Consider the following 16,796-nt stretch of genomic DNA (forward strand, 5'->3'; position numbering starts at 1 on the left):
ATTCAGAAACAAATGGCCGAGATCGATCAGGTCGCCACCGCGGTGCAGGAAATGACCGCGACTGCGCAGGACGTGGCACGCAACGCCACCCAGGCCGCGCAAGCCGCCAGCCATGCGGATCAGGCCGCCGGCCAAGGCATGCAGATTGTTCGCGACACGTCGGATTCGATTGGCGTGCTGGCGGTGGAAATCGGCAAGGCCGTGGAAGTGGTGCAGACCCTGGCCAAGGACAGCGAGAACATCAACGCGATCCTCACCGCGATACGCGGGATCGCCGAGCAGACCAACCTGCTGGCGCTGAACGCGGCGATCGAAGCGGCGCGAGCCGGCGAGCAGGGGCGCGGTTTTGCGGTGGTGGCGGACGAGGTGCGCAATCTGGCACAGAAAACCCAGAAGGCCACCGAAGAAATCCAGAGCATGATCCAGCAACTGCAACAGGGCACCCGCGACGTGGTGCGGGTCATGGAAGACAGCCAGCACCGCACCGACGAGAGCGTGCAGCACGCGGCAAAAGCCGCTGAAGCGCTGGAGACGATTACCCAGGCGGTGTCGGTGATCAACGACATGAACACGCAGATCGCCAGTGCGGCGGAAGAGCAAAGCGCGGTGGCTGATGACATCAACCGCAACGTGATCAATATCGGTCAGGTGGCCAATGAAGTGGCGGGCGGTGCGGATGAGTCGAGTTCGGCGAGTGCCGGCCTGACCAAACTGGCGGAACAGCAGCGACGGTTGATCAATCAGTTCAAGGTTTAAGGGCAAGATCAAAAGATCGCAGCCTGCGGCAGCTCCTACATGGGGATGTGCGTTTCCCTGTAGGAGCTGCCGCAGGCTGCGATCTTTTGGCTTTTTGCATCAACCCGGAGTCAGGCACTCCGGCCCATTGAGCTTCGGATCATTGATCAAGTTCGCCAGCACCCGCTCGCGCAACGCTGCGGGTTCACTGGCGAGCAAGCCCTGCAGCACATGCAGCGGCGTCTCGGGATCGAGCCAGGCCGCCTGCCCCGCCTCATCGAGAATCAGCGGCCGGCGCTGACTGGCTGCCGACTGGGTGATCACCGCCGTGCTCAGCCACACCTGCTCCTGCACCGGATACGCTTCCCAGATCGCCGCGAAAAACAGCGAGGAGCCCTCCCCCGGCGTCAGCCAGTACGGGCGCTTGCGCACGGTGCCGCGCCATTCGTAGAAACCGTTGGCCGGCAACAGGCAGCGACGCAGACGTAGCGCTTCGCGAAACATCGGTTGCTCGGCCACGGTTTCGGCCCGAGCGTGGGCCGGGGTGCGCGACAGGTCGGTCAGCCACGGCGGCGTCAGGCCCCAACGGGCGCGGGCCAGCGAGCGCTGGCCGTCGGCCTCGGCGCGCAGCATCAACACCGAATCATTGGGGGAAATGTTCCACTGCGCCTGTTGATCGGCGGGAAAACCAGGCAGGGCCGCGAAATCGCGGTTCCAGCGAAACAGGGCATAACGTCCACACATGGGGCAACACGACTCAGAAGTAAAACGAACGCCAGCCTAACAGACCAGCGTCCCGGGGAAGCTCTCCGGTTCATCGCCGGGCAGCGGCAGCGCGGCATTGTACGCGGTGATCAGTTCGCGGGCGTATTCGGCCTGATCGTTATCGACCGACAGGCCGAGCAAGCCAAAAATCGGCAACTCCCCCGTGCCGCCGAGCAGATCCCGGCCCACCAGATGCGCTTCGATGCCCTCGCTGGCGAGCATGCCCTTGAGCATCTCGCCTTCCATCAGGCTTTCCGGCTCGTAGATTCGCTGCATGGGTGGCCCTCACTCGTTTTCGCTAAACACTTCCAGGTGCCACTCACCTTCGTGAACCTGCAAAACAAACTTGATCGGTCGACAACACACCTGGCAGTCCTCGATATAGGTCTGATCGCCACCGGACAGGTCCAGCGTCGTCTCGACCTCTTCACCACAATACGGACATTCATACAGTGCGCTTTCCAGCATCGCGGTCTCCCAGGTGACTTGTGCGTATAATCGCCGGTCTATTTGCAGGGCTATTTTTGTCTGGCTACTTTTTCAGACCGTGCCCCGTGGGTTTTCGATCAAAACCTTTACTTACCCTAGCCGTTTCCCAACAAGAGAGCATGATGGGCGAATTCGATGCCATCCGACCTTACGACGACAGCGAAGTACCTGTGGTACTGGCAAGACTGCTCGGCGACAAGGCGTTTCTAGATATCCTCACCCACTTCCGCTTCCCGCGTTTTGCCGGTGCCTTCGGCTGGATGCTCAAACCACTTATAGCCCATCGGCTGCGTCGTGAGTTCGCCGACGTGACATCGGTGGCGACTTTGCAGGACAAGGTCGAGTCCTACGTCGACCACACCATCGAGCGCGCCACCGACGGCGTGACCTACACCGGTGTCGAGCAATTCAAGTCCGGCAGCGCTTATCTGTTCATCGCCAACCACCGCGACATCGTGATGGACCCGGCCTTCGTCAACTACGCCGTGTACCACGCCGGCCTGCCGACCCCGCGTATCGCGATCGGCGACAACCTGCTGCAAAAGCCCTTCGTCAGCGACCTGATGCGCCTGAACAAGAGCTTTATCGTGCACCGCTCGATCACCGGGCGCCGCGAGAAGATGGCCGCGTATCAGCTGCTGTCGGCGTACATCAACCACTCGATCCGCAACGATTGCGCCTCGATCTGGATCGCGCAGGCCGAAGGCCGGGCCAAGGACGGCGACGACCGTACCGAGTCGGCGATCCTCAAGATGTTCCACATGAGCCGCAAGGACGAGCCGTTCGGCGAGGTCATCCAGTCGCTGAACCTGACCCCGGTGTCGATCAGCTACGAATACGACCCGTGCGATCAGGCCAAGGCCCGCGAGCTGTACATCCGCGCCACCACCGGCACCTACGCCAAGGCGCCGGGCGAGGATGACGTGAGCATTGCCAAGGGCATCACCGGCTACAAGGGCCGGGTGCACGTGAACTTCGCCGCGCCGATCACCGAATTGTTCGAAGACACCAAGCAATTGGCGGTCGAAATGGACAAGCAGATTCTCGGTGGTTATCGCCTGTTCCCGGTGCATTACCTGGCCTACGCGCAGTGGGCCGATGCCGATCCGCAACTGAACGTGCCGAAAGCGGCCGAGTTGTTCCCGGCCGATGAACTGGCCAAGGCGCAGGAAGAATGGCAGAGCCGACTGGACGCCTGCCCTGAGGAGCACCGTCCGTATCTGGTGCTGCAATATGCGACGCCGGTGCGCAATCAGTACCGGGTCAAGGCTGGGCTGCCGTTGTAAAGCAACAGCAAGATCAAAAGATCGCAGCCTGCGGCAGTTCCTACATGAATCCCCTGTAGGAGCTGCCGCAGGCTGCGATCTTTTGCTTTTAGAAGCGGGTGCTGATCCAGGAGACGATCAGGGCCAGGCCAAGGCAGGCAAAACCAAACCGATAGAAAAACCGGTTCATGCGCAACGTCGCCCAATCCAGAATCGGTTCGGCGTTCGGTTGGGCCTGGCGCTGAGCGGCGATGCTGGCCATGGCACGTTGTTCACGACGGCGGGTCGCGTGCAGCAGCCAACTGCCCGGGAAGGCCAATGCCAGCGCCAGCAGGTTGATCAATTTGGCGGGATGGGCGGTAAACAGCGTCATCAAATGCAACGACATCACAGACCTCGAAACTGAATCGGTGTGGCAGACGCCCGATCGACGGCTGCGGCGCGGATTCTACCGAAACGCTCCTGCACTGCCCTAGCCTTTGCGACAAATAACATGACAATCGACCGATGGCTGTCCTGTGTCACGGCTTCGTCATTTGGATCGGCCACCATGCGCGCCTCGAAACACACATGGAACGCGACATGCTTCACGCAGAAAACCAGGATCGTCTGTACCTCATCACCCCGACCGACGAACAACAGAGCCTCGTCGGCAGCCTCGCCTTCAATGTCCAGGACCGCCACTGGCTGGTGTATTGCGCCCTCGGCGGGCATCAGCACGCGGATTTGCCGGAGACTGATCTGCTGACGGGCGTGAGTGTTCTCGACTTCTATTCACAAGCCGCCTGAACAACACTGCCACAGTAGGAGCTGCCGAAGGCTGCGATCTTTTGACTTTGATTGTTAAAAACAGGATCAAAAGATCGCAGCCTTCGGCAGCTCCTACAGGGGATTCGCGGGGAATCAGTGGCCATGAAAAAGCCCGGGGCCATCGCTGGCCCCGGGCTTTTTTACAGCCGCCGAAAAGCTTACTCGGCGAGGATCTGACCCACGGTCGGGTCCTTGAACAGACGGGTCAAGGCGTCGCTCAACACGTCGCTGACCAGCTTGGTGTTGGTTTCCTGGTTCGGCGCCATGCCGAAACGCTGGTCCAGCGAAGCGCCGTAGCGGCCGCTGTAGCGACGGTTGCCGCTCTGCACGTCGGAACGGAAGGTCGCGCCGATGGTGGCCTCGGTCACGTACATGCCTTCTTTCGGCGACTGGTACTTCAGCTCGGTCAGGGTCACGGTCAACTGCGGCGCGTTCATCGCGTTGCTGGTCGGGGTGAAGCCGAGCAGACGCACGGCGGCTTCGGCCTGAGCCTGCAACTTCGGCAGGATCTGCTCGCGCTGTACGGTGATGGCGCTGGTTTCCGGGTACAGGCCACCACGGGTGCCGAGGGTTGGCGACGGACGACCGTCAACCACGCGCACCACCACTTGCTGGCCATGGCCGACCGGCGCCAGCTGCGTGGTCAGCTTCGGTTCCGGGCTCAGTTGTTGCGGGCTGTGGGCGCAGCCAACCAGGGTCAAACTGGTCACAGTGATCAAACCGAACAACAGGCGTTGCAACATGCTCTTTTCTCCAGAATCAGGCACAAACAGGCCGGCAGTATAGCGGTGGGCCACTGTGGGTAACCAGCACTCGACAGTGAATACTGAAATGTCTGACAACCCCTTGGCAAAGCGGTTCCTGTCACAGATTGTTCACCGCCCATACACCTTGGCGTCACGGCCGCTTGGCAAGCTTCAAGCCAGTCCTCCCACAAGGTACTCGGCCATGCGTTATCTGATCTCGTTGTTTGCCCCACGCCCGCTGCACCGCAGCTTTGCCCTGCTCGATCGCAACGGTCACTGCCAGGCCTTCAAACAGTGCAGCCTCAAGCCAATGGGCGACGGTTGGGTGGAAATCGAAGAAATCCGCCTCAACTGGCTGCACCAGCCGCTGCCGGCCAGCGCCCGGGTCATCGAGCCACAGCCTCGCGCACGTGCCCAGGCGATGTTGAGCATCTGACCGGATGCTTAATAAAAGTCATTAAACTCGACCAACTGCCCGCATTTCTTCGATACAATCTCCCCCCGATTATAAGGACGTCTCCTGATCGGGCCCCGCAACATCGTCAATGCCCCGGCATTGGCACTCAAAATCGCCCACAGAGAGCCGCCCACACAGATCGAGTGAAGTTGGCGCGCTTGCCTGTTCTTCCGGCAAAACCCCGCTTTTCGCGAATCTGCAGAGCTGTCATACGCTCGGCCACCGCGTTGTTTTGCCCTTGCGGGCACGGTGCCAGGCTGGGACAGCCCTTTTTTGAGGTTCACGTCTTCAAAAGAGCGTGAAAAAAACGGGTTTTCACAACTTCACAAGAGTGTGGCGAGCAAATGAATAGTTTTGCGTCTGAACATGCACCATTAGCGTCTGAAACAGCCCAACGACACAGGACCGGGGATACCTCGAACATCGGAGCCTGAAGCCTGTCCGCTACGGATTTGGTTGCACAAAACGGATGTCTCGACCATAAGTCGAATTGCCAGCCGCGTGCTGAAATGAGTTCATGTGACTCTTGAAGCCAGGCCGCATGCATCCGTCGAAGTTGCGAAAAATTGCGAAGATTCGGACATGGCGAACCTGGCCATGGGTATCTGGGGCGCAACTGACCTGCCCCGTCACTCCCTGGCAGCCATGCCGACAATTTGGTGCTGCAGATTTTGGAGACGCGTTAAATGGCGCATAACGAAGCAGTCGACGTAGTTCTGGTTGGGGCCGGCATCATGAGTGCCACCCTGGCAGTACTGCTCAAAGAGCTCGACCCGGCGATCAAGCTGGAAGTCGTCGAGCTGATGGATTCCGGTGCGGCGGAGAGTTCCAACCCGTGGAACAACGCCGGTACCGGCCACGCCGGCCTGTGCGAGCTGAACTACACGCCGCAGGCGGCCGACGGCAGCGTCGACATCAAGAAAGCCGTGCACATCAACACCCAGTTCGAAGTGTCCAAGCAGTTCTGGTCGTACCTGGCCAAAAAAGGCACCTTCGGCTCGTGCAAATCCTTCATCAGCCCGGTGCCCCACCTGAGCTTCGTCCAGGGCGACAGCGGCGTATCCTTCCTCAAGTCACGCTTCAACGTACTGAGCAAGCACCACGCCTTCGCCGACATGGAATACACCGAAGACAAGGCCAAGATGGCCGAGTGGATGCCGCTGATGATGCCGGGCCGCTCGCCGGATGAAGTGCTGGCCGCCACCCGCGTGATGAACGGCACCGACGTCAACTTCGGCGCCCTGACCAATCAGTTGCTCAAGCACCTGACCAGCGCTCCCGACACCCAGGTCAAATACTGCAAGCGCGTGACCGGCCTCAAGCGTAACGGCAGCGGCTGGACCGTCAGCATCAAGGACGTCAACAGCGGCAACAGCCGTGAAGTCGACGCCAAGTTCGTCTTCCTCGGCGCCGGTGGCGCGGCCCTGCCGCTGCTGCAGGCTTCGGGCATCGAAGAAAGCAAAGGCTTCGGCGGCTTCCCGATCAGCGGCCAGTGGCTGCGTTGCGACAACCCGGAAGTGGTCAAACAGCACCAGGCCAAGGTCTACAGCCAGGCTGCCGTGGGTTCGCCGCCAATGTCCGTGCCGCACCTGGACACCCGCGTGGTCGACGGCAAGAAATCCCTGCTGTTCGGGCCATACGCCGGTTTCACCACCAAGTTCCTCAAGCACGGCTCCTTCATGGACCTGCCGCTGTCGGTTCGCGCCGGTAACATCGGGCCGATGCTGGCGGTGGCAAAGAACAACATGGACCTGACCAAGTATCTGGTCAGCGAAGTGATGCAATCGATGGAGCAGCGCCTGGACTCCCTGCGCCGCTTCTACCCGGAGGCGAAAGCCGAAGACTGGCGCCTGGAAGTGGCCGGCCAGCGGGTACAGATCATCAAGAAAGACCCGAAAAAGGGCGGCGTCCTGCAATTCGGTACCGAACTGGTCGCGGCGAAAGACGGCTCCCTCGCCGCCCTGCTCGGCGCTTCGCCAGGTGCTTCGGTAACCGTTTCGATCATGCTGGAACTGATCGAGAAATGCTTCCCGACCAAGGCCAAGGGTGAGTGGGCTGCCAAACTGGCAGAGATCTTCCCGGCCCGCGAGAAAGTCCTGGAAACCGATGCTGCGCTGTACCGCAAGATCAACACGCAGAACAACATCGCTCTGGAACTGGTTGAAGAAAGCAGCGAGACCCCAAGCTTCGCTTGATCTCGCGGCATGAAAAACGCCCCGTACTCAGTGAGTGCGGGGCGTTTTTTTATGGCCTTGAAAAGCAAAAGATCGCAGCCTTCGGCAGCTCCTACACAAGGTTTGTGTTCAACCTGTAGGAGCTGCCGAAGGCTGCGATCTTTTGATCTTAGCCGCGAGCTTTTTCTATCAGCTCAATGTACTCGGCCGCATTTCGCTGATCCTTGATCTGGTCAACAAACGTCTGGCCCTGCTCGTCCTTGCCATCGACGTCATAGCCAGCTTCAACGAAGAAGCCCAGGAAGCGCTCGAAGTCATCAATGCGCAGGCCACGGTAAGCCTTGACCAGTTTGTGCAGCGACGGCGAAGTGGCGTCGATCGGCTCGAAATCGAGGAACAGCTTGATCTGCTCATCGCCGATCTCGTCACCAATCACCTGTTTCTTATCTTTACGCATTGCCGACTCCAGCTCGTAGACATTACACGGGGCGGGCAGTTTACCCCTGCCCGGGCGCCGGGCTCAACGCGATCGAACGGCCCCGGTGTGCAAATCCGCCCAGATATGGCCGTTGGCGTAACTGAGGAACTGCACATACACGGTGTCGTTGCGCAGCAGATCGATCACCACCCGGTACTGCGCCAGCGGGTAATACAGCGTCAGGGTTTTGCTCTTGTCGTCATAGACCGGCTTTTTCAGGCTTTTGCTTTCGCCATCGAAGTTGAGCAATACCTGGGTGATGGTCGCGCCCTTGTTCAGCGACTTGCCCTTGAGGCGAATCATCAGCGGTGAAGTGACCGGAATCGGCTGCTGGCTGGACTGGCGTTGCGCGCCGATCACCACGGAATAGTCAGTGACCTGCAGCAATTGTTGCTGTTCGGGTTCGGCATCGCGCAGGGTCAGGTCGTCCGGCGGCAGAAATTGACTGTGCATCGGCGCCGGGGCGGCGGCCAGAGGCAGGCTGAGGGTCAGCAACAGGGCGGCAAGGCTGCGGATCAGAAGGCTCATGACAGGCTCCGGAGGCGGGGCCGGGCACTCTAGCATGGGATTAAAAGCAAAAGATCGCAGCGTTCCGCAGCTCTTACAGGTTTACATCAATCCCCTGTAGGAGCTGCCGAAGGCTGCGATCTTTTGATCTTGCTTACATGCCTTTAACGGCAAAGATCCCGTTGGCGTTGCGCCAGTAGCCTTTGTAGTCCATGCCGTAACCGAAGATGTAGCGGTCAATACACGGCAGGCCGACGAAGTCTGCTTTCAGGTCAGGACGCGCCTTGCGGTCGTGATCCTTGTCGATCAGCACGGCGGTGTGCACTTTGCGCGCGCCGGCGTGTTTGCAGAAGTCGATGATCGCGCCCAGGGTGTGACCTTCATCGAGGATGTCGTCGATGATCAGCACGTCGCGGTCGATGAACGAGACTTCCGGCTTGGCCTTCCAGAACAGGTCGCCACCGCTGGTTTCGTTGCGATAACGGGTGGCGTGCAGGTAGGACGCTTCCAGCGGGAACTGCAGATGAGTCAGCAGCTTGCCGGAGAAAATCAGCCCGCCGTTCATCACGCAGAACACCACCGGATTGGTCTCGGCCAGTTGTTCGTTGATTTGTGCACCGACGCGGGCGATGGCGGCCTCGACTTCAGCTTCGGTGTACAGGCAGTCAGCCTCTCGCATGATTTGACGGATATGCTCGAGATCAGCGGACATGGCGCTCTCCAGGGGGGGAATGTGGGGGGACATGGTTGCGAAAAGCGGGCAAAGGTACGCATCTCGCAGGACCGAATCAAGCTCTTATGGACTAACGTACTGTATGTCCTATAGGACATCACCCTCGGATAGATTAATCTAGGCCGGTTTTTTTGCCCGCCGCCGGAGTTTTTCCATGCCCATCCTCGAGATCCGCCATCCGCTGATCCGCCATAAACTCGGCCTGATGCGCCGCGCTGACATCAGCACCAAGAACTTCCGTGAGCTTGCTCAGGAAGTCGGCGCCCTGTTGACCTATGAAGCTACAAAAGACCTGCCCCTGGAAACCTACGATATTCCAGGTTGGTGCGGCACAGTGTCGGTGGAGAAAATCGCCGGCAAGAAGATCACCGTCGTGCCGATCCTGCGCGCCGGTATCGGCATGCTGGAAGGCGTGCTGAGCCTGATCCCGGGCGCCAAGGTTTCCGCTGTGGGTGTCGCCCGCAACGAAGAAACCCTGCAAGCGCACACCTATCTGGAAAAACTGGTACCGGAAATCAACGAACGCCTGGCGATGATCATCGACCCGATGCTCGCCACCGGCAGTTCCATGGTTGCGACCATCGACCTGCTGAAAAAGGCCGGTTGCAAGGACATCCGCGCCATGGTGCTGGTCGCCGCGCCGGAAGGCATTGCTGCCGTAGAAAAGGCTCACCCGGACGTGACCATCTATACCGCCTCCATCGATGAACGTCTGAACGAACACGGTTACATCATCCCAGGGCTTGGCGATGCCGGTGACAAGATCTTCGGTACCAAGCAGAAGGACGCGTGAGCATGCAGCAAGAGTTCAACGATCCGCTCTGGCGCACGGTGCTGTCCGGCGCCCAGATGCTGTTCGTGGCTTTCGGCGCCCTGGTGCTGATGCCGCTGATCACGGGCCTGGACCCGAACGTGGCACTGTTTACTGCAGGTCTGGGGACGATCCTGTTCCAGATCGTCACCGGGCGTCAGGTGCCGGTGTTCCTGGCGTCGAGCTTTGCGTTCATCACCCCGATCATTCTCGCCAAGGGCCAGTTCGGCCTCGCCGCGACCATGGGCGGCGTGATGGCGGCCGGTTTCGTCTACACCTTCCTGGGCCTTGCCGTGAAGATCAAAGGCACCGGTTTCATTGACCGTCTGCTGCCGCCAGTGGTGATTGGTCCGGTGATCATTTCGATTGGCCTGGCCATGGCGCCGATTGCCGCGAACATGGCGATGGGCAAGGCTGGCGACGGTTCCGAGCTGATCCACTACCAGACCGCAATGTTGATCTCGATGCCGGCGCTGCTGACCACGTTGATCGTGGCGGTGTTCGGCAAAGGCATCTTCCGTCTGGTACCGATCATTTCCGGTGTGCTGGTCGGTTTTGCCATGTCGTTCTACTTCGGCGTGGTCGATACCGCGAAGATTGCCGCAGCGCCATGGTTTGCGCTGCCGCACTTCACCGCCCCCGAGTTCAACTGGCAGGCGATCCTGTTCATCGTCCCCGTGGCTCTGGCGCCGGCGATCGAGCACATTGGCGGCGTGATTGCCGTGGGTAGCGTGACCGGTCGTGACTACCTGAAGAAGCCTGGTCTGCATCGCACTCTGCTGGGTGACGGCATCGCCACCACGGCCGCCGGCCTGTTTGGCGGCCCGCCGAACACCACCTACGCCGAAGTGACCGGCGCGGTGATGCTGACCAAGAACTACAACCCGAAAATCATGACCTGGGCGGCGATCTTCGCCATCACCCTGGCGTTCATCGGCAAGTTCGGTGCGCTGCTGCAAAGTATTCCGGTGCCGGTGATGGGCGGGATTCTGTGCCTGTTGTTCGGTTCGATCGCCGCAGTGGGGATGAACACCCTGATCCGTCACAAGATCGATCTGGGCGAAGCGCGCAATCTGGTGATCGTGTCGGTGACCCTGGTATTCGGTATCGGCGGTGTGCTGGTCGGCACCGGCACCGGTCCGGACGACTTCGGCCTCAAAGGCATCGCGCTGTGCGCGGTGGTGGCGATTGCGCTGAACCTGATTCTGCCGGGCAATGATGGCTGGAAGAACAAGAAGGCGGATGAGCCGCTGATTTAAGGCCTGAAGATTTTTATTGCCTGACAGATAGCTATCGCGAGCAGGCTCACTCCTACAAGGTCAACGCAATACCTGTAGGAGTGAGCCTGCTCGCGATTTGCTTTTAGAGGGCCAGTGGCGCTCGCTCGCACAGGGTCGCCAACGCCTTCGCCCATTGCGGGTCGTCATTCAGGCACGGCACCAGTACCAACTCCTCGCCCCCCGCTTCGCGGAACTGCTCCTTGCCGCGATCACCGATCTCTTCCAGAGTCTCGATGCAATCGGCGACAAACGCCGGACACATCACCAGAATCTTTTTCAACCCGCTTTTCGCCAGCTCATCGAGCCGCGCCTCGGTGTAGGGTTCGATCCACTTGGCCCGCCCCAGCCGCGACTGAAACGACACCGACCATTTGCCATCGGCGATGCCCGCGCGCTTGGCGAACTCCGCCGCCGTGCGCAAGCACTGGGCGCGGTAACAGGTCGCGAGGACTGCCGGCGAAGCATTCTTGCAGCAATCCTCGTTTTTGAAGCAGTGATAACCGGTCGGATCGAGCTTGGTCAGGTGCCGCTCCGGCAAGCCGTGGAAGCTCAGCAGCAAGTGATCGTAGTCCTGCTGCAAATGCGGTTTGGCACTGGCGACCAAGGCGTCGAGGTATTCCGGCTGATCATAGAACGGTTGCAGCACCGAGAGCTGTACATCGAGTTTCTTCTCGCGGATCACCCGTTTGGCTTCTTCGATCACCGTGGTGGTGGTGCTGTCGGCGAACTGTGGATAAAGCGGTGCCAGGGTGATGCGCTTGTGCCCCGCAGCGACCAATTGCAGCAACTTCGTCTCAATCGACGGCTCGCCATAACGCATGGCCAGTTCCACCGGGCCATGGCTCCACTGCGAGACCATCTGCTGTTGCAGACGGCGGCTGAGCACCACCAGCGGCGAGCCCTCCTCCCACCAGATCGAGGCGTAGGCATGGGCCGATTGCTCGGGACGCTTGATCAGGATCAGCGACACCAACAGACGCCGCACCGGCCATGGCAGGTCGATCACGTACGGGTCCATCAGAAATTGATTGAGGTAGCTGCGAACATCGGCCACCGAGGTGGAGGCCGGGGAACCCAGGTTGACCAGAAGCAAGGCGTGATCGGTCATGCATCGTCCTATTTCAAAGGCGGCCGGAGAGATCATCCAGGGCCGCGCGCAAATCCGTGAACTGGAAAGTGAAACCCGCTTCCAGCAAGCGTGCCGGCATGGCCCGTTGGCCGCCCAGCAACAGCAATGACATTTCGCCAAGCCCGACTTTCAGCGCCAGCGCCGGCATCGGCATGAACGCCGGACGGTGCAATACGCTGCCCAGCGTCTTGGCAAACTCGCGATTGCGCACCGGTTTCGGCGCGCAGGCATTATAAGGACCGCTCGCCTGATTGCGGTGCAGAAGAAAATCAATCAGGGCGATTTGATCTTCGATATGAATCCATGGCATCCACTGCCGGCCATTGCCCAGAGGCCCGCCCAGGCCGAGTTTGAACGGCAGCAACAACCGCGACAAAAAGCCGCCGTCGGCCGACAGCACCAGCCCGGTACGCACCAGTACCACGCGGATGCCCAACGCTTCGGCACGCTGGGCGGTTTCCTCCCAGGCAATGCACAACTGGCTGGCGAAATCGTCGATCACCGGCGGCGAATCTTCCGTCAGCTCGCGCTCACCACCATCACCGTACCAGCCGATGGCCGAACCGGAAATCAGCAACGCCGGTTTCTGTTCGCGTGTTTCCAGCCAGGCCAGCAGGGATTCGGTCAGGGTGATGCGGCTGCTCCACAACAACGCCTTGCGCCGATGGGTCCATGGCCGATCAGCAATCGGCGCTCCGGCCAGGTTGATGATCGCGTCCAGCGACTCATCACCGAGGTCCTCTAGACGCGCAATACCGCGCACCTGAGCACCACAGATTTGCGCGACTTTTTCCGGACGCCGACTCCACACCGTCAGTTGATGACCCTGCCCCGACCAGTGCCGGCAGAGCTGACGTCCTATCAAACCAGTACCGCCGGTCAGCAATATGTGCATGACATCTTCCTCGCGTGGCGTTTTACCCGGATCACTAGTCTATTTTTATAAGCAGGGATCTTTTCTATCGGGCAGGCTCTATTGTTTAACCATAGGCCAAGCTGTCAGAACGAGAACGCTAGAAGTTATACCAAAAAACAAAATTGTACAGGTTTCATTCACGGCGTAGTCTGTACAGAAAGGTAAACGAGGCCCCTATGACTGTACCTATCGCAATCATCGGCACCGGCATCGCCGGACTCTCCGCCGCCCAGGCGCTGACAGAGACCGGACATACCGTCCAGCTCTTCGACAAAAGCCGCGGCAGCGGCGGACGCATGTCGAGCAAACGCAGCGACGCCGGTTCGCTGGACATGGGCGCGCAATACTTCACCGCCCGCGACCGGCGCTTCGTCACCGAAGTGCAACGTTGGCAAAGTCTGGGCTGGGTCGCCGAATGGCAACCGCAGCTCTACACCTTTCAGGGCGGCCAGTTGAATCTGTCGCCGGACGAGCAGACCCGCTGGGTCGGCACGCCGCGCATGAGCGCGATCACCCGGGGTTTGCTCAACGGTCTGGAAGTGCACTTCGCCTGCCGCATCACCGAAGTCTTTCGCGGTGAAGAACACTGGCACCTGCAAGACGCCGAAGGTTTCACCCACGGCCCCTTCAGCCATGTGGTGATCGCCACCCCGGCACCGCAGGCCACTGCCTTGCTGGCCGCCGCACCGAAACTCGCCGGTGCGGCCGCCGGAGTGAAGATGGACCCGACCTGGGCCGTCGCCCTCGCCTTCGACACGCCACTGGATACACCGATCGAAGGTTGCTTCGTGCAGGACAGCCCGCTCGACTGGCTGGCGCGCAACCGCAGCAAACCGGGGCGCGACACCACATGCGATACCTGGGTGCTGCACGCCAGCAGCGCCTGGAGCCGGCAACACATCGACCTGCCCAAGGAAGCGGTGATCGAACAACTGCACGGCGCGTTCGCCGAACTGCTGCACAGCGCCATGCCCGCCCCGACCTTCAGCCTCGCCCACCGCTGGCTCTACGCACGCCCGGCGAGCGGCCACGAATGGGGCACGCTGGCCGATGCCGATCTGGGCCTGTACGCCTGCGGCGACTGGTGCCTGTCCGGGCGCGTCGAAGGGGCCTGGCTCAGCGGCCAGGAAGCCGCGCGCCGCTTGCACGAACACCTGCAGTGAACCGCCTCAACCCGCAAAAACTGCTGCTGTCGAAGTGGACAGCAGCCCACCCGCAAAACCGCGAAAAACATTTTCTGGTAACCGAACTGTTCCGCGACGATGAAGGGACGGTGCTGGAGATCGAGTTGCAGGCGGTGTTGACCAAACGCGCCGAACGCATCGATTGGCAGACGCTGAAGAATAACGATCACTGGCTACTGGGCTGGCAATAGCAACCCTGCAGGCGTGAGCCTGCTCGCGATAACTGAGTGCCAGCCGGCGCAAAGGCTGAATGTCACACCGCTATCGCGAGCAGCCTCACTCCTACAGAAGGTTAGTGGACACTCGCAAAAACTTATACAAATCATTTGACTTGTACACGCATGAATCTATGCTGTTAAAAGTTGTACAGAAATAACATCCTGTACAGGAATAGATTCGAGGTGTACATGTCCGACCTTTCTGTCTCCCGGCCCAAAATCGCCATCAGCGCCTGCCTGATGGGCGCCGAAGTGCGCTACAACGGTGGGCACAAGGAATCGCGGCTGTGCAGCCGCACCCTTGCCGAGTATTTCGAATTCGTCCCGGTATGCCCCGAAGTCGCCATTGGCCTGGGCATCCCTCGCGAGCCGATCCGGCTGGTCGGGGATCCGGACACTCCCGAAGCCGTCGGCACCGTCAACCCGCAAGTCAATGTCACTGAACCGTTGGCCACCTATGGGCAGAAAATGGCCGGCGAGCTCAATGACATCTGCGGCTACATCTTCATGCAGCAATCGCCGTCGTGCGGTCTGGAACGGGTCAAGGTCTATCACGCCAACGGCGCCCCGGTGAACGGCGGCGGTCGGGGCATCTATGCCCAGGCGTTCTGTGCCCGACACCCGGACCTGCCGGTGGAAGAAGCCGGACGCCTCAACGACCCGGTGCTGCGGGAAAATTTCATCACCCGCGTACTCGCCTACAGCGCCTGGCAACAGGTGCTCGCACAAGGCTTGAGCCGCCGCGCACTGACCGAATTCCACTCGCGTTACAAATACCTGCTGATGGCCCACAACCCGGAGCAGTACAAGGCGCTGGGCAAACTGCTGGGCAACATGGGCCAGACCGATCCGGTCGAACTCGGCCCGCGCTACTTCAGCGAGCTGATGGGGGCGTTGAAGAAATGCGCCACCCGCCGTACCCACAGCAATGTGCTGCAACATATAAGCGGTTATCTGAAGCAAGCAATCAGCAGCGAAGACAAACAGGAAGTGCTGCATGTCATCGGCCAGTACCGCCACGGCATCGTGCCGCTGGTGGTGCCGTTGACGTTGCTCAAGCATCATTTTCGGCAACACCCGGATCCGTACATTGCGCAACAGGTGTACCTGCAGCCGCATCCGGAAAACCTCAGCCTGCGAAACGCCATTTGATGAACGAGACCCTCGACACCAGCGCCCGGGAAGACCTCGGCGCCGACTTCAAGAAAGCCCTCGACGAGGGCTGGCTGCCGATCCGTGAAGTCGCGCGCCAGACGGGCGTCAACGCCATCACCCTGCGCGCCTGGGAGCGCCGTTACGGGCTGATCGTGCCGCAACGCACACCCAAGGGCCATCGCCTGTACTCCAGCGAACATGTGCAACGGATCCTGACCATCCTCACCTGGCTCAACCGGGGCGTGGCGGTCAGTCAGGTCAAACCGCTGCTCGACACCCCGCAAGCCTTTACCGAAACGGTGGAAAACGACTGGCAGCGCCTGCGTCAGGCCCTGCTCAACGCCGTAACCCAGCTCAACGAGCGCAACCTCGACGACAGCGTCAACCAGGCCATGGCCCTGTATCCGCCACGCACCTTGTGCGAGCAATTGCTGCTGCCGCTGCTGGCCGAACTCGAGCAGCGCTGGCAGGGCCAGTTCGGTGCACAGATGGAGCGGGTATTCTTTTATTCGTGGTTACGCAGCAAATTCGGCGCACGCATCTACCATAACAATCGACAGTTACACGCGGCGCCCCTGCTGTTGATCAATCACTCGGACCTGCCACTGGAACCACACCTGTGGCTATGCGCGTGGCTGATCAGCAGTGCCGACTGCCCGGTACAAGTATTCGACTGGCCGCTACCGGCCGGAGAACTGGCACTGGCGGTCGACCATCTGCAAGCGCGTGGCGTACTGCTGTATTCCAGCAAGGCGATGAACCTGGCGCAGCTGCCAAAACTGCTGCATGGCGTCAGTGCTCCGACAATGCTGGTCGGACCAACGGTATGCATCCACCAGACCGAGTTGTCCGTAAGAACAAGTGAGATCGCTGATTTGATCCTGGCCGAAGATCCGCTCTCGGCACATCAGGTACTCGTTCAGCGTGGGCTGATTTAATGGAAA

At 60.3% G+C, this 16,796-nt stretch carries 21 protein-coding genes; 11 read left to right on the forward strand and 10 right to left on the reverse strand.

Going from position 1 to position 16,796, the window contains the following annotated elements; all coding sequences use genetic code 11:
- The first annotated feature begins 12 nt into the window (after positions 1 to 12).
- Positions 13 to 756 (forward strand): methyl-accepting chemotaxis protein, encoded by a 744-nt coding sequence (locus NN484_RS27440; protein WP_425518817.1) that lies wholly within the window; start codon positions 13 to 15, stop codon positions 754 to 756.
- Between the two features lie 99 nt (positions 757 to 855).
- Here the strand turns inward: NN484_RS27440 and NN484_RS25880 are convergent, their stop codons facing one another.
- From NN484_RS25880 to NN484_RS25890, 3 genes are read right to left on the reverse strand one after another with little or no spacing between them, the layout of a single operon-like run.
- A complete protein-coding gene (locus NN484_RS25880) occupies positions 856 to 1,479 on the reverse strand; it encodes an SOS response-associated peptidase (protein WP_274658275.1) in 624 nt (207 codons plus the stop codon).
- A gap of 36 nt (positions 1,480 to 1,515) precedes the next feature.
- Positions 1,516 to 1,776 (reverse strand): putative signal transducing protein, encoded by a 261-nt coding sequence (locus NN484_RS25885; protein ID WP_215502366.1) that lies wholly within the window; start codon positions 1,774 to 1,776, stop codon positions 1,516 to 1,518.
- Positions 1,777 to 1,785: 9 nt separating this feature from the next.
- Positions 1,786 to 1,968 carry a CPXCG motif-containing cysteine-rich protein gene (locus NN484_RS25890; RefSeq protein WP_215502367.1) on the reverse strand — a complete coding sequence of 61 codons (183 nt, stop codon included), beginning with the start codon at positions 1,966 to 1,968 and terminating at the stop codon, positions 1,786 to 1,788.
- A 143-nt stretch (positions 1,969 to 2,111) separates the two neighbouring features.
- Here NN484_RS25890 and NN484_RS25895 point away from each other — a divergent pair, with 143 nt between their 5' ends.
- Positions 2,112 to 3,275 (forward strand): 1-acyl-sn-glycerol-3-phosphate acyltransferase, encoded by a 1,164-nt coding sequence (locus tag NN484_RS25895; RefSeq protein ID WP_174823809.1) that lies wholly within the window; start codon positions 2,112 to 2,114, stop codon positions 3,273 to 3,275.
- Positions 3,276 to 3,363: 88 nt separating this feature from the next.
- Here the strand turns inward: NN484_RS25895 and NN484_RS25900 are convergent, their stop codons facing one another.
- Positions 3,364 to 3,642, reverse strand: coding sequence for a hypothetical protein (locus NN484_RS25900; RefSeq protein WP_007967709.1), 279 nt, complete (start codon positions 3,640 to 3,642; stop codon positions 3,364 to 3,366).
- A 194-nt stretch (positions 3,643 to 3,836) separates the two neighbouring features.
- Between NN484_RS25900 and NN484_RS25905 the strand changes: the two genes are divergently transcribed.
- Entirely contained in the window at positions 3,837 to 4,043 is a 207-nt protein-coding gene (locus NN484_RS25905) for a hypothetical protein (protein ID WP_027612213.1), read from the forward strand.
- 179 nt (positions 4,044 to 4,222) lie between these two features.
- Here the strand turns inward: NN484_RS25905 and NN484_RS25910 are convergent, their stop codons facing one another.
- On the reverse strand, positions 4,223 to 4,807 hold the full coding sequence (locus NN484_RS25910) for a YajG family lipoprotein (protein WP_025109324.1): 585 nt from the start codon (positions 4,805 to 4,807) through the stop codon (positions 4,223 to 4,225).
- A 205-nt stretch (positions 4,808 to 5,012) separates the two neighbouring features.
- Here NN484_RS25910 and NN484_RS25915 point away from each other — a divergent pair, with 205 nt between their 5' ends.
- Positions 5,013 to 5,246: a hypothetical protein gene (locus tag NN484_RS25915; protein ID WP_215502369.1), complete on the forward strand. Its 234-nt coding sequence runs from the start codon at positions 5,013 to 5,015 to the stop codon at positions 5,244 to 5,246.
- A gap of 707 nt (positions 5,247 to 5,953) precedes the next feature.
- Entirely contained in the window at positions 5,954 to 7,462 is a 1,509-nt protein-coding gene (gene mqo / locus NN484_RS25920; protein WP_274658276.1) for a malate dehydrogenase (quinone), read from the forward strand.
- Positions 7,463 to 7,610: 148 nt separating this feature from the next.
- Here mqo and NN484_RS25925 read toward each other — a convergent pair whose 3' ends face one another.
- From NN484_RS25925 to NN484_RS25935, 3 genes are all read right to left on the reverse strand, one after another.
- The gene (locus NN484_RS25925; RefSeq protein ID WP_215502371.1) at positions 7,611 to 7,898 is read right to left on the reverse strand and encodes a PA4642 family protein; all 288 of its coding nucleotides are present in this window, start codon (positions 7,896 to 7,898) and stop codon (positions 7,611 to 7,613) included.
- 63 nt (positions 7,899 to 7,961) lie between these two features.
- Positions 7,962 to 8,447 (reverse strand): hypothetical protein, encoded by a 486-nt coding sequence (locus NN484_RS25930; RefSeq protein WP_274658277.1) that lies wholly within the window; start codon positions 8,445 to 8,447, stop codon positions 7,962 to 7,964.
- A gap of 133 nt (positions 8,448 to 8,580) precedes the next feature.
- Positions 8,581 to 9,138 carry a hypoxanthine-guanine phosphoribosyltransferase gene (locus tag NN484_RS25935; RefSeq protein WP_127652380.1) on the reverse strand — a complete coding sequence of 186 codons (558 nt, stop codon included), beginning with the start codon at positions 9,136 to 9,138 and terminating at the stop codon, positions 8,581 to 8,583.
- A gap of 175 nt (positions 9,139 to 9,313) precedes the next feature.
- On the opposite strand from NN484_RS25935, the gene upp reads away from it, so the two are divergent.
- Both upp and NN484_RS25945 read left to right on the forward strand, forming a co-directional pair.
- Positions 9,314 to 9,952 carry a uracil phosphoribosyltransferase gene (gene upp, locus NN484_RS25940; RefSeq protein WP_064589149.1) on the forward strand — a complete coding sequence of 213 codons (639 nt, stop codon included), beginning with the start codon at positions 9,314 to 9,316 and terminating at the stop codon, positions 9,950 to 9,952.
- A gap of 2 nt (positions 9,953 to 9,954) precedes the next feature.
- Entirely contained in the window at positions 9,955 to 11,229 is a 1,275-nt protein-coding gene (locus NN484_RS25945; protein ID WP_127652381.1) for a uracil-xanthine permease family protein, read from the forward strand.
- A 103-nt stretch (positions 11,230 to 11,332) separates the two neighbouring features.
- Here NN484_RS25945 and hemH read toward each other — a convergent pair whose 3' ends face one another.
- Together hemH and NN484_RS25955 are read right to left on the reverse strand one after the other, a co-directional pair.
- Positions 11,333 to 12,358, reverse strand: a complete 1,026-nt coding sequence (gene hemH / locus NN484_RS25950; protein WP_274658278.1) for a ferrochelatase — start codon at positions 12,356 to 12,358, stop codon at positions 11,333 to 11,335.
- 13 nt (positions 12,359 to 12,371) lie between these two features.
- The gene (locus NN484_RS25955; protein WP_274658279.1) at positions 12,372 to 13,274 is read right to left on the reverse strand and encodes a TIGR01777 family oxidoreductase; all 903 of its coding nucleotides are present in this window, start codon (positions 13,272 to 13,274) and stop codon (positions 12,372 to 12,374) included.
- A 197-nt stretch (positions 13,275 to 13,471) separates the two neighbouring features.
- Here NN484_RS25955 and NN484_RS25960 point away from each other — a divergent pair, with 197 nt between their 5' ends.
- From NN484_RS25960 to NN484_RS25975, 4 genes are all read left to right on the forward strand, one after another.
- Complete coding sequence (locus tag NN484_RS25960) at positions 13,472 to 14,458, forward strand: NAD(P)/FAD-dependent oxidoreductase (protein WP_215502375.1); 987 nt, start codon at positions 13,472 to 13,474, stop codon at positions 14,456 to 14,458.
- Positions 14,455 to 14,670: a TIGR02450 family Trp-rich protein gene (locus NN484_RS25965; RefSeq protein ID WP_127652385.1), complete on the forward strand. Its 216-nt coding sequence runs from the start codon at positions 14,455 to 14,457 to the stop codon at positions 14,668 to 14,670. The genes NN484_RS25960 and NN484_RS25965 overlap by 4 nt, the downstream gene beginning before the upstream one ends.
- 216 nt (positions 14,671 to 14,886) lie before the next feature.
- Positions 14,887 to 15,849 (forward strand): YbgA family protein, encoded by a 963-nt coding sequence (locus NN484_RS25970; protein WP_127652386.1) that lies wholly within the window; start codon positions 14,887 to 14,889, stop codon positions 15,847 to 15,849.
- Positions 15,849 to 16,790 (forward strand): MerR family transcriptional regulator, encoded by a 942-nt coding sequence (locus NN484_RS25975; RefSeq protein ID WP_274658280.1) that lies wholly within the window; start codon positions 15,849 to 15,851, stop codon positions 16,788 to 16,790. Before NN484_RS25970 ends, NN484_RS25975 begins: the two co-directional genes overlap by 1 nt.
- Positions 16,791 to 16,796: the final 6 nt, after the last annotated feature.

It is taken from the genome of Pseudomonas serboccidentalis (genome assembly GCF_028830055.1).
In the GTDB taxonomy this organism is placed as follows: Bacteria; Pseudomonadota; Gammaproteobacteria; order Pseudomonadales; family Pseudomonadaceae; genus Aquipseudomonas; species Aquipseudomonas serboccidentalis.

Excerpts from the sequence above, each read along its gene's own strand:
- NN484_RS25900 (WP_007967709.1), bottom strand. The coding sequence starts at position 3,642 with ATGTCGTTGCATTTGATGACGCTGTTTACCGCCCATCCCGCCAAATTG.
- NN484_RS25905 (WP_027612213.1), top strand. The coding sequence starts at position 3,837 with ATGCTTCACGCAGAAAACCAGGATCGTCTGTACCTCATCACCCCGACC.
- NN484_RS25910 (WP_025109324.1), bottom strand. The coding sequence starts at position 4,807 with ATGTTGCAACGCCTGTTGTTCGGTTTGATCACTGTGACCAGTTTGACC.
- NN484_RS25960 (WP_215502375.1), top strand. The coding sequence starts at position 13,472 with ATGACTGTACCTATCGCAATCATCGGCACCGGCATCGCCGGACTCTCC.
- NN484_RS27440 (WP_425518817.1), top strand. The coding sequence starts at position 13 with ATGGCCGAGATCGATCAGGTCGCCACCGCGGTGCAGGAAATGACCGCG.
- NN484_RS25880 (WP_274658275.1), bottom strand. The coding sequence starts at position 1,479 with ATGTGTGGACGTTATGCCCTGTTTCGCTGGAACCGCGATTTCGCGGCC.
- NN484_RS25915 (WP_215502369.1), top strand. The coding sequence starts at position 5,013 with ATGCGTTATCTGATCTCGTTGTTTGCCCCACGCCCGCTGCACCGCAGC.
- NN484_RS25895 (WP_174823809.1), top strand. The coding sequence starts at position 2,112 with ATGGGCGAATTCGATGCCATCCGACCTTACGACGACAGCGAAGTACCT.
- NN484_RS25935 (WP_127652380.1), bottom strand. The coding sequence starts at position 9,138 with ATGTCCGCTGATCTCGAGCATATCCGTCAAATCATGCGAGAGGCTGAC.
- NN484_RS25925 (WP_215502371.1), bottom strand. The coding sequence starts at position 7,898 with ATGCGTAAAGATAAGAAACAGGTGATTGGTGACGAGATCGGCGATGAG.
- NN484_RS25975 (WP_274658280.1), top strand. The coding sequence starts at position 15,849 with ATGAACGAGACCCTCGACACCAGCGCCCGGGAAGACCTCGGCGCCGAC.
- NN484_RS25970 (WP_127652386.1), top strand. The coding sequence starts at position 14,887 with ATGTCCGACCTTTCTGTCTCCCGGCCCAAAATCGCCATCAGCGCCTGC.
- NN484_RS25890 (WP_215502367.1), bottom strand. The coding sequence starts at position 1,968 with ATGCTGGAAAGCGCACTGTATGAATGTCCGTATTGTGGTGAAGAGGTC.
- NN484_RS25945 (WP_127652381.1), top strand. The coding sequence starts at position 9,955 with ATGCAGCAAGAGTTCAACGATCCGCTCTGGCGCACGGTGCTGTCCGGC.
- NN484_RS25930 (WP_274658277.1), bottom strand. The coding sequence starts at position 8,447 with ATGAGCCTTCTGATCCGCAGCCTTGCCGCCCTGTTGCTGACCCTCAGC.
- upp (WP_064589149.1), top strand. The coding sequence starts at position 9,314 with ATGCCCATCCTCGAGATCCGCCATCCGCTGATCCGCCATAAACTCGGC.
- hemH (WP_274658278.1), bottom strand. The coding sequence starts at position 12,358 with ATGACCGATCACGCCTTGCTTCTGGTCAACCTGGGTTCCCCGGCCTCC.
- NN484_RS25885 (WP_215502366.1), bottom strand. The coding sequence starts at position 1,776 with ATGCAGCGAATCTACGAGCCGGAAAGCCTGATGGAAGGCGAGATGCTC.
- mqo (WP_274658276.1), top strand. The coding sequence starts at position 5,954 with ATGGCGCATAACGAAGCAGTCGACGTAGTTCTGGTTGGGGCCGGCATC.
- NN484_RS25955 (WP_274658279.1), bottom strand. The coding sequence starts at position 13,274 with ATGCACATATTGCTGACCGGCGGTACTGGTTTGATAGGACGTCAGCTC.